This is a genomic window from Acinetobacter brisouii (genome assembly GCF_008993995.1).
In the GTDB taxonomy this organism is placed as follows: domain Bacteria; phylum Pseudomonadota; class Gammaproteobacteria; order Pseudomonadales; family Moraxellaceae; genus Acinetobacter; species Acinetobacter brisouii_A.
The window spans coordinates 18887-34693 of sequence record NZ_BKNN01000030.1; the positions used below are offsets into that span (position 1 = coordinate 18887).

Sequence of the window (15807 nt, forward strand, 5' to 3'; positions counted from 1 at the left end):
CCGCAAATTTGCGGGATTTTTTATGCGGTCAAATTAGCCTTTGAGTTTTGCAAGAAGTTCATCTTTGCTGATATTGACGGATTCAGCATCGCGACGACCTTTATATTCAAAAGTGCCTGCTTCAAGACCTTTTTCACCAATCACAATACGATGTGGAATACCCATTAACTCAAGGTCAGAGAATTTTACACCTGGGCGTTCATTACGATCATCTAGCAATACATCAAAACCTTGCGCTTGTAATTCTGCATAAAGTGCTTCAGCGGCTTCTAAAGTGCGCGGTGATTTGTGTGCATTCATTGGTACGATTGCCACTTCAAATGGTGCAATCGCTGATGGCCAAATAATCCCTTTGTCATCGTAGTTTTGCTCGATTGCAGAAGCCACTACACGAGTCACCCCAATGCCGTAACAGCCCATAGTCACAGTGAGAGGTTTACCATCTTCACCTAGAACTTTACAGCCTAAGGCTTCAGAGTATTTTTGACCTAACTGGAAGATGTGACCGACTTCAATACCGCGTTTGATTTGTAGAACGCCTTGACCATCTGGAGATGGATCGCCGTCAACGACATTACGTAGATCATAGACTTCACTGATTTGCGCATCACGTTCCCAGTTTACGCCAGTCGCATGGTGATCAACTTGGTTTGCGCCTGCAACAAAGTCAGATAAGACAGATGCAGCGCGGTCAACAATAACGGTTAAGCCTTTTTCAACTAAGCCTTGTGGGCCTGTGAAACCCGCAGTTAAACCATATTGCTGTAATTGAGCTTCAGTGGCAAACGTCAGTGGAGCTGCAATTTGTGGATGCTTTTCAGCTTTAATTTCATTGAGTTCATGATCGCCACGAAGGAATAATGCAACGACAGGAACATTGCCATCTTCTTGTGCAACACCTTGAACCAAAAGTGCTTTCACAGAGTCTTTAGGATCAGATTTTAAGAATGCGCAAACATCAGCAATGGTTTTTGTATTCGGTGTTTCTACAACTTGGAGTTCTTGAGCAGGTGCTTGGCGTTCACCGACTAAAACAGCTTCCGCTTTTTCAACATTGGCTGCGTAATCAGATTCAGTTGAGAATACGATATCGTCTTCACCACTGTCTGCAAGTACGTGGAATTCGTGAGAACCCGAGCCACCGATTGAACCTGTGTCGGCTTGTACTGGGCGGAAATTCAAACCTAAGCGTGTGAAGATACGACAATAAGTGTCGTACATCACATCATACGTTTCTTGAAGAGAGGCTTGATCCACATGGAATGAATATGCATCTTTCATAATAAATTCACGTGAACGCATGACCCCAAAACGTGGGCGAATTTCATCACGGAATTTGGTTTGAATTTGATAGAAGTTGATCGGGAGTTGCTTATAACTTTTGAGTTCATTACGCGCTAGATCAGTAATCACTTCTTCATGCGTTGGGCCAAGCACAAACGGATTGTCATGGCGGTCTTTAAAACGTAGAAGTTCAGGGCCGTATTGCACATAACGACCAGACTCTTCCCATAGGCTTGCGGGTTGAGTCACAGGCATAAACACTTCTAAAGAACCAGAGCGATTCATTTCTTCACGAACAATCGCTTCAACTTTATTTAGCACACGTTTACCCATGGGCAACCAAGTGTATAAACCTGATGCCAATTTACGAATCATGCCTGCTCGAAGCATAAGTTGGTGCGAAATAACTTCCGCATCGTTTGGGGTTTCTCTTAACGTTGCAAATAAAAAGCGACTCGCGCGCATGGAGGTTGTCCTAGTACTTTAAAAGTTGAAAAAATTATACGATAAAAACACTGCAAAAAATTGAAGCATTTTGGCTGCAAAATTATGACATGGATTGTGCTGAATTATTCCATTAATTTAAGACGGGAAATGATTCGATCATATTTTAACTGTGTTTCGCGATAATTATTCTGTAAGGATAAAATACTGGCTTTACCATTGTTAATGTTCAGATCATTTTGCTTGAGCTGATTTTTTAAAGTAGGAGGGACAGACTTGCCTTGTCGGACATATTCTTGTTCTTGGCGACGTAAGTTGAGTTGATCAGTGTAAATATCCTTGACACGTTGTTGTTGAATGCCAATTTGGATCTTAATTGCTTTTAGTGAAGCCTGTTTTTTGAGTTCTGCTGTGCGGCTTGAGGTATAAGCTTGTTTTAATAGTTGATCAGTTTCGCGCTGTTTGGATTGCGTTGTATGGGATTGAGCACTTTGTTGGGCTCTTTCTGAACTGAATGCAGGGACATGGCGTAAGACTTGCATTCGACGGCCGAGGACATCATATCCTCTACGAATGTGTGCGGGTGAAACAGATGAGCTAATGGTTGCTACACCATTGTTGTCATAATAGCGATACCAAGCAGGCATTTGTGTTGCATTGTCAGCGAAGCTAATTGGAGAAGTAATAAAGAATATAAAAAGACAGGTGATTATTTTGATCAACTTTCGCTGTTTAAAATTCATATTTGCTCCAAACGTTGAAAAAATAATCAGATTTTTTATCAATTCAGCTCATATTATCCGCTAAGCATTTTACTCGACTCAAGACTAATTTAAGTTTTTCATGAAAAAAAAGTAAACTATTTCGCTAAAAATTAATACTTTGTTAATTAGGTCAATAAAAATGGGCAAAGTAGCAGAAAAGCTTCGTTGAAAAAGCAATAAAATAGATGTTTAATATCTGTAAATAACTGTGAAAAACCCATCTAAATACTGCGATTTTCATTGTTTCAATGGGAAGGGATCATTAAATGCAAGAAGATAACCCAAAAAATTTAAAAGTTATGGTAATTGATGATTCAAAAACCATTCGTCGTACAGCTGAAACACTTTTACAACGTGAAGGATATGATGTTGTGACTGCGGTAGATGGATTTGAAGCATTATCAAAAATTGCTGAAACGAATCCAGATATTATATTTGTCGATATCATGATGCCACGTCTAGATGGTTATCAAACCTGTGCTTTAATCAAAAATTCACAACAATATCAGAATATTCCAATTATCATGCTATCGAGTAAAGATAGCTTGTTTGATCAGGCAAAAGGTCGTATTGTTGGGTCAGATCAATATCTGACTAAACCATTTAGTAAAGATGAATTGATTGATGCAATTCGTACACACGTTGCATAAGTGTTTTTGGGAAAATTAAAGAATGGCACGTATTTTAATCGTAGATGACTCTCCTACAGAAACTTTTCGTTTTAAAGAGATCCTCACTAAACATGGCTATGAAGTGCTTGATGCAAGCAATGGTGCAGATGGAGTAACACTTGCTGAATCTGCACTCCCTGATCTGATTCTCATGGATGTTGTAATGCCGGGAGTGAATGGTTTTCAGGCAACTCGTCAAATTACACGAGGGGAAAAAACCAAACATATCCCAATTATTATTGTAAGTACAAAAGATCAGGCGACTGACCGTGTTTGGGGAAAACGTCAAGGTGCGCGCGATTATTTAACAAAACCTGTGGAAGAACAAGCATTAATTGATGTGATCAAACAGTATCTTAATGCAGGATAGGCTATGGCAGCAAACGGTTTTATCGAATTACTTCGCTTAGCAAAACGAGGAAATAAGAACTATACCTCAAGCGAAAATGAAGTAAATCGATGGTCAGGCATTGCGTTTGAAATCTTGGGGCAATATTTCGTTGCTCCACTCGGTGAAGTATCCGAAGTTATTTATTATCCACATTATACCACTATCCCGAATAGCCAGTCATGGCTAAAGGGATTGGCAAATATTCGTGGTCGACTTCTATCGATTACTGATTTACCTGAATACTTTTCGGGTGAAGAAAGTCGTAATCCAAGCCAACAAAAAGTACTATGTATTAGTCATCAAGATCAATATTTAGGATTGGCCGTAGATCAAGTACTTGGTATTCAGCACTTTAACAAAAGAAGCTTCTTTTCGAGTAATCGATCTTTAGATCAACGACTACAAAAATACTGCCAAGGCTATTTTAGCCAGCATCAACGAGATTGGAACGTTTTCTTATTCAGCCGTATGCTGAAAGATACCGAATATATGAATGCCGCGATCAAGTAATAAATGATTACATCGCCTAAATATTGCGATTCTGGGGAGAAGCTGGATGGGCTTTTTTGATAAATTAAAGGGTGCAACAGACCAAGTCAGTACAACAAATAGTGACGGTTTCGTTAGTAAAATTAGAAAAACGCTAGATGCAACATCGGAAACCTTTGGTGACCGTGATCGCGCAAAACCATTTATTCAAATGGGTTTGGTTTGTGCAGTTGTGTCTTTTGTACTCCTGTTGGTTTTGGCATACAGTGTGCCACGTAACAAAACCTTGACGGAAAGTCTAGGTGATTTACGTTTGCTATCTCAGATGATTTCCCGTCAAACAACTGAAGCAACGGCTTCAGGCTCAGATGAATCGATTAAAAAATTAAAAACACTACAGCAGCAATTTAATGCCAGTTTAGCAAACCTTAAAACAGTGCATAGTGGTGCTGATAATTTGAAAAAGGTTGATGATGAATGGGCGAAAACCTCTAAGAATATTGATACCATTGTTCAAAATGAGAAAATTTTGAACCAGTTATATGATACGAACGTTGCGATTAGTCAGGTCATTCCTGGTATGCAGGCTGAATATAACTCCGTTGTAGATCAAATGGTTCGTAGTAATATGCCTGCAGGTCAAGTAATTATTGCTAAAAACCAAGTCTTTATTGCAGAACGTATTTTACGTTCGATTGATGAGATTTTATCAGTTTCAGATACTGCAAAAGAATCGGCAAATGACTTTAAAACAGATGCTGATACGTTTGGTAAATATTTGAATGCACAGCTCAATGGTAGTGCTGAATTAGGTGTTGCTCGTATTGAAGATCCAGATTTACGTGATCAGTTAACTGAAATTCAAGCTGAATATGACCAAGTTATTAAGACAGGTGCAGCAGTTCTTTATAATAACTCTGCAAAAGTTGCGGCTGTACAAAAAGCTGCAGCACAAATTTTTAACCAGTCAGGTGAGCTTTTAGCAGCATTAAACAAGCTCTCTAGTACAGCAACAGCAACTATTTATTTTGCATTCCTGTTAATTGTCAGCTTTGTTGGCTTCTTGTATTGTGCATATCGCTTATTAAGCCTCCGTGGTCAAGCTGATAAAGCACGTATGGAAAGCTTACAAGAAGAATACGACCGTAACCAAAACGCGATTTTACGTTTACTGGATGAAATTGCAGACTTGGCGGATGGTGACTTACGTAGTTACGCAACGGTATCTGAAGACTTCACAGGGGCAATCGCCGACTCCATTAACTTTGCGATCGACCAGTTACGTGACTTGGTATCTCGAATTAATGATACATCTCAAGAAGTTGCACGTTACTCACAAGATACTCAACATATTACTAACCAGTTGGCAGAAGCATCTGAGCATCAGGCACAAGAGATTGCAGGTGCATCTGCAGCGATTAACGAAATGGCATTGTCAATTGACCAAGTATCTGCCAACGCAACAGAGTCAGCGGGTGTAGCACAGCGTTCGGTTGTTATTGCTGCCAATGGTGCTGATGTCGTACATCGTTCAATCGAAGGTATGGACAATATTCGCGAACAGATTCAGGAAACATCAAAACGTATTAAACGTTTGGGTGAATCTTCACAAGAGATTGGTAACATCGTCTCGTTAATTAACGATATTGCCGACCAAACAAACATCTTGGCATTGAACGCAGCAATTCAGGCATCTATGGCGGGTGAGGCAGGTCGTGGTTTCGCGGTTGTTGCCGACGAAGTACAGCGTCTTGCGGAACGTTCTGCATCTGCAACTAAACAGATTGAAAACCTTGTAAAAACCATTCAGGCCGATACGAACGAAGCCGTTATCTCGATGGAACATACCACTGCCGAGGTTGTACGTGGTGCGAACTTGGCTAAGGATGCGGGTGTTGCCTTGGATGAAATTCAAAACGTATCGAGAGCATTGGCACAGTTGATTGATAACATTTCTAATACTGCTCAGTTACAGTCTGCATCTGCAAGTCATATTGCAAATACGATGAGCGTTGTACAAGATATTACATCACAGACAACGACAGCAACCTTCGATACAGCGCGATCAGTCTCTGAATTGGCAAATATGGCGGAATCACTTCGTGAATCTGTAACTGACTTTAAGTTGCCAGAATAACTTAGATCTGTCGAAAGAGCTTTTTATTCTAGAATGAAAAGCTCTTGGAGCAACCGCAGTAGCTAGATTGTTCTAGCTTGCGCTCAACAATATCAAGCTAAACAGAAGAAGTTTGAGCGATGAAAGAAATACTAAAAAATTTAGTAACAACGATCTCGTTGCCTGAAGATACTTATTTAGACCAAGATGCTGAAATTTTAGAGATTTTTGTTGAAGAGCTTCAGGATATCTTGGCTGAGTTTGAGCATCTCTTTCCATTATGGCTAGCAGATGCCGATAATGAACAATATTTAAAAGACATTCGCCGTTATTTTCATACTTTGAAAGGGTCTGGGCGAATGGTTGGGGCGTATCAGGCTGGTGAGCTAGCTTGGACAACTGAAGACTTATTAAATCGAGTAATTGCGAAAAGCGTTGATTTTTCTACGCAGGTTCAGCAGTTTGCATTGGCATGTTTTCGGGTTTTTCAATATAAGCTTTACCCATTATTGCAACAGCAACAAGCATTAACTCTGGATTTGCGTCCATTGGTGCTATTGGGGCAGCAGTTACAGCAACAGCAAACACCTGATGCAGCTTTGCATGATTTGCTTATGGTGACTGCAAATCTGAGCAATGAAGCTGATGTGACTGGGCTTGAGTTGATTGATATTGCGACACCTGAGCTTGTACCTGTCGAGCAGCCTGTAGTCGTGCCTACAGTGGTCGCAAAAGAAGAGCTAGTATTGTCAGAAACATTGGCAATTTATCTTGAAGAAGCGTTTGAACATCTTGAAACAATTAATCATTTCTTAAAACAGCTAGATCCATCTGCAAAACAAACAGATGCATTGATTCGTGCACTGCATACTCTTAAGGGTAGTTCAGGCATGGCACATATTGAGCCTATTTTTCAGGCGAGTGCGAATGTCGAACATGCTTTAAAAGCCCATTTGCAGGAAGAGAAATCATTAACTGATGCTGAAAATGATTTATTGGCAAGTTTTTCAGACTTTATTACAGTTTATTTAGCTGATTTGACACCTGAAGGGTCAGAACAAGGTCAGCAAGCTGCTGAAGAATTCGCTCAAATTTGGAATAATTATCAAGAAAATCAAGAACAAAGCAGACAGGAATTTAGTGTCAGTGGTCTGATTAATGATATTATGGCTTTGAATATTGATCATTTGTTGGATGCTGAGCATGACTTTGAAAAGTCTGTTCAAGATGATACAGCAATATATCTAGATCAATTAATTCATGAGTCTGCAATTTTAAGTGAACATACAGAGAAGTTTTCAACGCTTGCTCTGCACCAGCTTGCAGACAAACTGAAGTCATGTTATCAAAAATTGCAAGATAAGCGTTGGTTACTCGATTCAGATTATACATTTGAATTGTTTGATCATACCCATCAGGAATTGATTCATTATTTTGACTTGTTAGCAACAGGTCAAACGGTTTATCTGTCAGGTCAAACAGAGCATGTTCTGAGTGACTTGTTAGACTGGATGAATCAAGTTCAAGAACAGGCAGAAACAACTGAAGCGGGCTTGGATGTTGCCAGCTATGTTCAGCGTTTGTTGCAAGATCAGCAAGGCGATGCAATTGTACTTGATGATCAAGATTTGGTTGATGTATTCCTCGATGAAGCAGATGATCTCTTAAGACAAATTGATCATTCATTTAATGTGTATCAAGAAGAGCCAACACATCTAAAAGCACTGAATCATTTAATGCGATATTTACATACCTTAAAAGGTGGTGCAAATATGATTCAGGCGAAGAATATTGGTCTGATTGCGCATGAATTGGAAACAATCTTTGAGCGTTTGATTAATCAGCAATTACAGACATCACCAAAATTGGTCGCAGTATTGCGTTTGGTTCTTGATGCAATGGGTGATCGTATTGATGTGGTACGTGAATCACAGCAAGATTATGCATCAACTGCAACACTCAAAGTTTTGCATGAATTATTGCAGCCATCGATTGATCAAGTACATCAACCATTGATTACTCAAGCACCTGAGTCAGTGATTCCTGTTGACTTAATTACAGTAGAGACAGCTTTACCTGTGGCTGTTGAACCTGTGACAACCCATCTGAGTGATCCAATCAGCCGTGTTGCGCAACGTATTTTCAGCGATCATTTGGCTGTGGAAAGTGCACAGGCAGTGGTCTTACCTGATGCTGACCTGACTTCAATCTTCCTCGATGAAGCTGAAGATTTGTTGGTAGAGCTTGATCATGATTTTAATGCTTATTTACAAGAAAATCATAAGCCAGAATATTTGAATGTCTTAATGCGTCATTTGCATACCTTAAAAGGTGGTGCAAATATGATACAAGCATCGCAAATTGGTTTGATTGCGCATGAGTTAGAAACAGTATATGAAAAGCTGATTCATCAGCAACTTCAACCTACAGAATATCTACTGGCAGTTTTGCGTTTGGCTCAAGACCAGATTGCTGAACGTGTTGAAGTGATTCAACAAAAAGGGATTGATTATCCTGCGACAGCAACATTGCAGGTTTTACATGAGCTTGCAACAGTTGAATCTGAATCTGAATCTGCCCAAGCCGTAGGGCAGAATGAAGTTGTTGCGGTACGTGAAGTTGAGGCTGTTAAATCAGAAGATGCTGAATTGCAAGCCATGATTCATCAAAGCTTCCTTGAAGAAACTCAAGAGCTTATTCAGCGAATTCGTGCTCAGTTGCAGGCGTGGTTTGATGACCGTACTAACCGTAGTTTATTGCTTCAGTTACAACGTGATACGCATACCATTAAAGGTGCTGCACGTATGGCAGGCATACAGCCTGTCATTGACATTACAACAGCATTAGAAAATACATTTGAACAATTTGCATTGCGTCAATTTAGCTCAAATGTATATGACAATTTGCTATTGAATACTATTGCATGGCTACAAATTTCAATTCATGCAAATCAATATGATGATGTTGAACCATTAAAACGTCAGCTTGCAGCGATTGAATTTATTGATTTGTCTGCACAGTTGCCACAACAGGTTGCAGGTCAATTTGATACAGCGATTAGTAGCTTCGCTGGCTTTGTTGAAGGGGATGGTACAGAGCCTCCTTCAATGCTTGGTGAGTGGGATACAGAAAGCACGACAGATCAAAGCAATGAGATGATTCGTATTTCTGCTGGTCTAGTTGAGAAGATGATCAACTTGACGGGTGAAAATGCAATTAACCGCTCGCGTATTGAAATGGGAATCAGCCAATTCACCACGACATTAAATGAAATGGAATTGGCAATTCAGCGTTTATCCGATCAGTTACGTCGAATGGAAGGCGAACTTGAAACGCAAATTATTGCTAAACATGGCATGGAAAATTCGCGTTATGCTGACTTTGACCCATTGGAAATGGACCAATATTCGTCATTGAACCAGTTATCTAAATCGCTTGCCGAATCTGCTTCGGATTTGATTGACTTTAAAGTCACCCTTGCAGATAAAGTTCGTGATGCGGAAGCTTTGCTGTTACAACAATCTCGTATTCAGGCAGAAATGCAAGATGGCTTGATGCGTGTACGACTTGTACCATTCTCACGTATTGTCAGCCGTTTACAACGTTTAGTTCGTCAAACCTCATCCACCTTGAATCGTGCGGTCAATCTGAATTTGGTCAATCAAGATGCCGAGCTTGACCGTAGTATTCTTGAGCGTTTGGTTACGCCATTAGAGCATATGCTACGTAATGCAATTGACCATGGTATTGAATCAGGTGAAGAGCGTCTTGCAGCACGTAAACCTGAAGCTGGTCGTATTGAAATTGAAATCAGTCGTCAAGGTTCAGACATTATTGTTGAAGTACGTGATGATGGTCGTGGTATTGATCCAAGCAAAATTGAAAATAAAGCACGTCAATTAGGCTTAATCAGTGCTGATCACAACTTAACTCAGCAAGAAATTTTACAGTACATTTTCCATTCAGGCTTAACCACCGCAAAAGCTGTAACTCAGATTTCGGGTCGTGGTGTTGGTCTAGATGTTGTACAAAGTGAAATTAAGACATTAGGTGGTCACATTTCTATTCGTTCTGAACAAGGACGTGGTTCAACCTTTGTTATTCGTGTACCAACGACTGTAGCGGTGAGTGATGCCTTGATGGTAAAAGTCGCTGATCAGCAATTTGCGATTCCATTGACTCAGATTGAACGTATTGTTCGAATTTCACCGCAAGCTTTGGCGGATTACTTTGAAAGTAATGACGAAGTGTTTGGTATTGATGGTCAAAAATATAAGCTGCGCTATGTATCGGAGTTTGTGGGCTATCAACCTCAGCCACGTTTAGCCAATATTGGGCATTCACTCCCTGTATTATTAATTAAAGGGAATAACAACCAAACTGTTGCGCTATTAGTCGATCAGTTGATCGGTTCTCGTGCACAGATTGTTGTAAAACCATTAGGACAACAGCTAGCGAAAATTGATGCAATTGGTGGTGCAACCATTTTGGGTGATGGTCAGGTATGTTTGATTCTAGATGGTCATAATATTGCCCGCCGTATTCAAAGTACACAACGTACGACAGCATTGACTGAACAGCGTCGTGATACTGTGAAAGCTACCCGTGCTCGTCAATTGGTGATGATTGTCGATGACTCTGTGACAGTACGTAAGGTAACTTCGCGCTTATTAGAACGTCATGGTTATGATGTGGTGACTGCTAAAGATGGTGTCGATGCAATTGAGCAAATTGAGCATATCAAACCAGATGTAATGTTGCTCGATATTGAAATGCCACGAATGGATGGTTTCGAAGTAACCAATATGTTACGTCACCATTCAATTTATCGAGATTTACCAATCATCATGATTACATCACGTACAGGTGAAAAACACCGTGAGCGTGCATTTAGCTTGGGCGTAACGCACTATATGGGTAAACCATTCCAAGAAGCAGATTTGCTCCAGCATATTGAGCAAGTTTTGGAAAAGGCTTGAGGATAATCACGAATGAATACTGAACGTGTACATGAAATTGACCAACAAGAATTACAGCACTTAATTTCTGTTTCAACAGGATTTATTGATGCTTATATTATTGAGTGTTATAACCAAGTGCCGATGCTGATTCCTCAAAATATTGTATTGTCTGCACAAAACAGTCCAACACAGGTCAATGCTTTGACATGGCATGAGGTGGATTTACCTGTTTATTCAATTCATAACCCGAATGTAAAAGATGGAATTGCTTTGATTATTGAAGGGGAGGAAATTACGCAGCGTTTTGCATTGCTGTGTAATGACATGCCACAAGGTATTCGCCTACGTATTTCTGAGGTTGTAGATGATGATCGCCCTGTCGATGACGTGAAAGTCTTTCAGTATGTGGTCTCTGAAGGTAAACAGTACCAGATTCCGAACTTGGTCGAGATTCAGCGTGCCTTAGGTATAACGATCTAGTCTGCGTGTGATTTCGAAAAGAAGCCTTCATACGTGAAGGCTTCTTTCATTTTTAGGCAAGAAGTTGCACTAAAATTTCTTCATAGATATGAGCAAGAGGCTCAAGATCATCAACATTGACATGTTCATTGATTTGGTGAATTGTTGCATTTAAAACGCCTAATTCAAGAACTTGTGCACCTGTTGGTGCAATAAAGCGACCATCTGAAGTACCGCCACTGGTCGAAAGTTCGGTTTCAATTCCACAGACATGACGAATAGCATGTTGTGTTGCTTGAACCAACTCGCCAACTGGCGTTAAAAATGGTAAGCCTGAGAGTGTCCATTGAATGTCGAAAGTGAGACCATGCTTGTTGAGGATCTCAATTACACGCGCCTGTAACTGCTCAGCAGTGACTTCAGTACAATAACGGAAGTTGAAAGTCACTTTCAATGTGCCCGGAATGACATTGGTTGCCCCAGTGCCTGCATGAATATTGGAGATTTGGAAAGATGTTGCAGGGAAGTATTCATTGCCATGATCCCAAACAGTCGTACATAGTTCATTAATCGCAGCAGATGCTTGATGGATTGGGTTGTTGGCAAGGTGAGGGTAGGCAACATGACCTTGCTTACCTTGAATGGTGAGTACAGCATTGAGTGAACCGCGCCGACCATTTTTAACAATATCTCCAAGGCGATGCGTACTTGATGGTTCACCGACCAAACACCATTTCAGTTTTTCTTGGCGAGCTTCTAAGGTTTCAATCACTTTCACTGTGCCGTTAATTGCAGGGCCTTCTTCATCAGAAGTAATCAAATAAGCAATTGAACCTTTGTGATCAGGGTGTTTGGCAACAAAGCGTTCCGTTGCCACGACCATCGCAGCTAGGGCTGTTTTCATGTCAGCACTACCGCGCCCATATAGTTTCCCATCTTTAATTTCAGGCTGAAATGGCTGAGTTTTCCAATCATCTAAGTTACCTGTAGGTACAACATCAGTATGTCCTGCAAAACAAAATACAGGTTCTGTTGTGCCACGACGTGCCCATAGATTGTCAACATCTCCAAAACGCATAGGTTCAATGTTAAAACCAGCATTTGCAAGGCGTTCTGCCATGATGTTTTGGCAATTGTGATCAACGGGTGTGACTGAGGGTTGGCGTAAAAGTTGTAAACTAAGATCGAGAGTTTCAGAGGTAGACATAAGCAGCAGGAATATAACAGGCTAGAATTTGCTGATTATGATAGGGGAAACGTTGTCATAAAAAAACCTTATCGGAAAGATAAGGTTTTTTTAAAACTGGATATCCAGGAAAATTACATTTTTTCTTGCGTTTTCGTTGCAGTATCCGATACAGCATGACCTGCTGTTGATACATCCTGACCAACCCCACGCACAGTATTACAACCTGTAAGAACAACAGCGAGAGCGATTGAAGCAAATAGAATTTTTTTCATTAAGAGTCTCCAAGGTTACATTTTTTGTTAATGTAGACTCAGCATAAACAAGCCAGATTGGAAAAAGTATTGATGTTTAACACTTAAAATGTAATTCATTGTAGCATTTGTATACAAAATCAATGAGCGCAGGTTGGCGATACATATAAGGCTGCTGTGAGCTAAAATCATAATAAAGATCATTACACCACCAAATTGCAGGTGCAGATGTTGCTTGTGTATTCGGGCAAATCCATTCATGTCGTGTGAGACGATACATGGGCTGTTGGGGAATAGTATGTCCCCATTTTCCTAAACGTCGAGCAGTTTGAATCCATGCTGGAATTGTAACTGCGGTAACATTTGGTAAAAATAATTGCCCTTTTAAAATAGCAAATTTCTGCTGAATATCGAGAGAGGATACATGTTCAAACTGAAATTGGCGCTCAGTAAAATGCCGTAGCTTCTTGAGAAAAGTATCATCACGATTTAAGCCATACCAATGAGGCAAAGTATAATCACCTTCTGCTAAATAGTATTTTAAAGCAACTTCCCAGTGTTCGATGCGTTGTGTTTGATGATTCAATAGCAGAAAGTCAAGTTCGCCTAAAGTTTTAGCCCCCTCGATTTGTTGTAGGCTATGTCCAATCACTTCATAGGGATGATAACGCTGCTCAGGGTTGTCTTGTAACCAAAACCAGATCAACATTTCAAAGCGTAATCCTAGACGTGTACTTTTAAGCTGTGCAAGAAACTGTAGTAATGGAGCAGGATTTTGGTCTAATTCTATTAGGCGCTCCTGATATTGCTGATAGTATTTTTGCCATAGTTCAGCAGGGTGTATTTCAAAAGCGTGTTGAATGTTTAATTCAGTGGGTAAGTGTTGAATTAAATTTGGGCTTGCAATTGTAAAAGCGAGTTGCCGTACACAAGGTTGTCGGAAGTTTAACCAAGGTTCGAAATAAGTCGTGGTTTGTGCAGAATAGGCAAGCATTAAAATTACACCAAACACCATGAAAACCTTATACTAGCATTGTTCATCTAAGCAGACTGTTGAATGAAAACATTGTTTTGGCGCATGCTGGTCATTATTTTCTTAGTATTAGCAATCATAGGTGCAATTTTACCAGGTGTGCCGACAACCGTTTTTTTGATTTTAGCAGCATGGGCAGCATCAAAAGGCTGGCCACAAGTCGATGCATGGTTACTCAAACACCCCAAATATGGCCCAACACTCCGTAATTGGCGTGAGCATGGAACTGTGCCACGTAAGGCGAAATATTGGGCATCGGGGATGATGTTACTGAGTGGTATTATTATGCTGTTTACCAAAGCACCACTGTTAGTTAAATTATTTACGGATGTCACTATGCTGATCGTGGCGATTTGGTTGTGGCAAAGACCCGAACCCACTAAAAATTCTCTGAGAAAATAATGATACTTCCTGCTTCATTACAAGATGCTGATATTTTAATTGACCTCAAAACCCAAACTTTACTTTTGCCAAAATTCAATAAACAGTATTCAATTTCATCAGGGTTGAATGGTATTGGCGAAGCTGAAAACAGTGGTAAAACCCCTCGTGGTTGGCATCAAATTTCTGAAAAATTTGGACATAATTTACCAATTAATAGCGTTTTTATTGCCCGTCAAGCAACAGGCGAGGTTTTTTCAACAGAATATGCACAGCAGTTTCCTGAACGTGACTGGATTTTATCTCGAATTTTATGGCTCAAAGGTTTAGAAGCTGGATTTAATCTGGGTGAGGGCTGTGATACGTATCGCCGTTATATCTATATTCATGGAACTCCTGAGGATCAGCCAATGGGTATTGCGGCATCGCATGGTTGTATTCGGATGCGAAATCAGGATGTCATAGAGGTGTTTGATCTCATCAATGAAGGTGCTTTAGTATATTTATCGGAATATCAATTTGATCAACAAATTTATGATTCCCTTAAAATTTAACAATATAGATGCATATAATTTATTCAAATCTGTCTAATTTTGCGAAAAATAACTTATTTTTTAATCATTCAGATACAAAAAGTGCGAAATGCATCGAAAAGCGTTTGACACTAGATCAAGATTCTCTATAATGCACCTCACAAACGATAAAGACGTTAAGGGCGCTTAGCTCAGTTGGTAGAGCGTCTGCCTTACAAGCAGAATGTCGGCGGTTCGATCCCGTCAGCGCCCACCAAGCCTTTACGTTAAGATCTTAGTGCAGCGGTAGTTCAGTTGGTTAGAATACCGGCCTGTCACGCCGGGGGTCGCGGGTTCGAGCCCCGTCCGCTGCGCCACTTTAGATCTTAATCATTGTTTGTACCCAAATGCGATATGCGTAAATGCAGCGGTAGTTCAGTTGGTTAGAATACCGGCCTGTCACGCCGGGGGTCGCGGGTTCGAGCCCCGTCCGCTGCGCCATTTACAAAAACGCTTTTGAGGGCGCTTAGCTCAGTTGGTAGAGCGTCTGCCTTACAAGCAGAATGTCGGCGGTTCGATCCCGTCAGCGCCCACCATATTCAACTTAGAAGTCTTGCGACTTGGCTTTTAGGTTTACCGTGCAGCGGTAGTTCAGTTGGTTAGAATACCGGCCTGTCACGCCGGGGGTCGCGGGTTCGAGCCCCGTCCGCTGCGCCATTTTAAGTCCAAACCCTATGAGGGCGCTTAGCTCAGTTGGTAGAGCGTCTGCCTTACAAGCAGAATGTCGGCGGTTCGATCCCGTCAGCGCCCACCATATTCAACTTAGAAGTCTTGCGACTTGGCTTTTAGGTTTACCGTGCAG

Annotated in this window: 13 protein-coding genes and 6 tRNA genes; 14 read left to right on the forward strand and 5 right to left on the reverse strand. The window is 40.7% G+C overall.

What is annotated here, in order from left to right; all coding sequences use genetic code 11:
- Positions 1 to 33: 33 nt before the first annotated feature.
- Together GBN19_RS08810 and GBN19_RS08815 are read right to left on the reverse strand one after the other, a co-directional pair.
- The gene (locus GBN19_RS08810) at positions 34 to 1749 is read right to left on the reverse strand and encodes a proline--tRNA ligase (RefSeq protein WP_151777881.1); all 1716 of its coding nucleotides are present in this window, start codon (positions 1747 to 1749) and stop codon (positions 34 to 36) included.
- A 104-nt stretch (positions 1750 to 1853) separates the two neighbouring features.
- On the reverse strand, positions 1854 to 2375 hold the full coding sequence (locus GBN19_RS08815) for a hypothetical protein (RefSeq protein WP_228271242.1): 522 nt from the start codon (positions 2373 to 2375) through the stop codon (positions 1854 to 1856).
- Between the two features lie 383 nt (positions 2376 to 2758).
- On the opposite strand from GBN19_RS08815, the gene pilG reads away from it, so the two are divergent.
- The 6 genes from pilG to GBN19_RS08845 all read left to right on the forward strand — a co-directional run bounded on the left by pilG (position 2759) and on the right by GBN19_RS08845 (position 11600).
- Positions 2759 to 3142, forward strand: coding sequence for a twitching motility response regulator PilG (gene pilG / locus GBN19_RS08820; RefSeq protein WP_151710451.1), 384 nt, complete (start codon positions 2759 to 2761; stop codon positions 3140 to 3142).
- Positions 3143 to 3164: 22 nt separating this feature from the next.
- Complete coding sequence (locus GBN19_RS08825; protein WP_151710452.1) at positions 3165 to 3533, forward strand: response regulator; 369 nt, start codon at positions 3165 to 3167, stop codon at positions 3531 to 3533.
- A gap of 3 nt (positions 3534 to 3536) precedes the next feature.
- A complete protein-coding gene (locus GBN19_RS08830; RefSeq protein ID WP_151710453.1) occupies positions 3537 to 4064 on the forward strand; it encodes a chemotaxis protein CheW in 528 nt (175 codons plus the stop codon).
- Positions 4065 to 4110: 46 nt separating this feature from the next.
- Positions 4111 to 6180 (forward strand): methyl-accepting chemotaxis protein, encoded by a 2070-nt coding sequence (locus GBN19_RS08835; protein ID WP_151777883.1) that lies wholly within the window; start codon positions 4111 to 4113, stop codon positions 6178 to 6180.
- A 119-nt stretch (positions 6181 to 6299) separates the two neighbouring features.
- Entirely contained in the window at positions 6300 to 11138 is a 4839-nt protein-coding gene (locus GBN19_RS08840; RefSeq protein ID WP_151777884.1) for an Hpt domain-containing protein, read from the forward strand.
- Positions 11139 to 11150: 12 nt separating this feature from the next.
- Entirely contained in the window at positions 11151 to 11600 is a 450-nt protein-coding gene (locus tag GBN19_RS08845) for a hypothetical protein (protein ID WP_151777885.1), read from the forward strand.
- Between the two features lie 52 nt (positions 11601 to 11652).
- On the opposite strand, the gene dapE is transcribed toward GBN19_RS08845, so the two are convergent.
- The 3 genes from dapE to GBN19_RS08860 all read right to left on the reverse strand — a co-directional run bounded on the left by dapE (position 11653) and on the right by GBN19_RS08860 (position 14013).
- On the reverse strand, positions 11653 to 12786 hold the full coding sequence (gene dapE, locus GBN19_RS08850) for a succinyl-diaminopimelate desuccinylase (RefSeq protein WP_151777886.1): 1134 nt from the start codon (positions 12784 to 12786) through the stop codon (positions 11653 to 11655).
- 113 nt (positions 12787 to 12899) lie between these two features.
- The gene (locus tag GBN19_RS08855; protein ID WP_151710458.1) at positions 12900 to 13040 is read right to left on the reverse strand and encodes an entericidin A/B family lipoprotein; all 141 of its coding nucleotides are present in this window, start codon (positions 13038 to 13040) and stop codon (positions 12900 to 12902) included.
- A gap of 76 nt (positions 13041 to 13116) precedes the next feature.
- A complete protein-coding gene (locus GBN19_RS08860; RefSeq protein WP_171494464.1) occupies positions 13117 to 14013 on the reverse strand; it encodes a DUF1853 family protein in 897 nt (298 codons plus the stop codon).
- 63 nt (positions 14014 to 14076) lie between these two features.
- Between GBN19_RS08860 and GBN19_RS08865 the strand changes: the two genes are divergently transcribed.
- From GBN19_RS08865 to GBN19_RS08900, 8 genes are all read left to right on the forward strand, one after another.
- On the forward strand, positions 14077 to 14454 hold the full coding sequence (locus GBN19_RS08865; protein WP_151710460.1) for a YbaN family protein: 378 nt from the start codon (positions 14077 to 14079) through the stop codon (positions 14452 to 14454).
- Entirely contained in the window at positions 14454 to 14987 is a 534-nt protein-coding gene (gene elsL, locus GBN19_RS08870) for a cell wall-recycling L,D-carboxypeptidase ElsL (RefSeq protein WP_151777888.1), read from the forward strand. Before GBN19_RS08865 ends, elsL begins: the two co-directional genes overlap by 1 nt.
- Before the next feature lie 159 nt (positions 14988 to 15146).
- A tRNA-Val gene (locus tag GBN19_RS08875) sits at positions 15147 to 15222 on the forward strand.
- Positions 15223 to 15245: 23 nt separating this feature from the next.
- Positions 15246 to 15322: transfer RNA gene (locus GBN19_RS08880), tRNA-Asp, on the forward strand.
- 47 nt (positions 15323 to 15369) lie between these two features.
- Positions 15370 to 15446: transfer RNA gene (locus GBN19_RS08885), tRNA-Asp, on the forward strand.
- Positions 15447 to 15465: 19 nt separating this feature from the next.
- Positions 15466 to 15541, forward strand: a tRNA-Val gene (locus tag GBN19_RS08890).
- Between the two features lie 44 nt (positions 15542 to 15585).
- Positions 15586 to 15662, forward strand: a tRNA-Asp gene (locus GBN19_RS08895).
- 21 nt (positions 15663 to 15683) lie between these two features.
- Positions 15684 to 15759, forward strand: a tRNA-Val gene (locus tag GBN19_RS08900).
- The last annotated feature ends 48 nt before the right edge of the window (positions 15760 to 15807 follow it).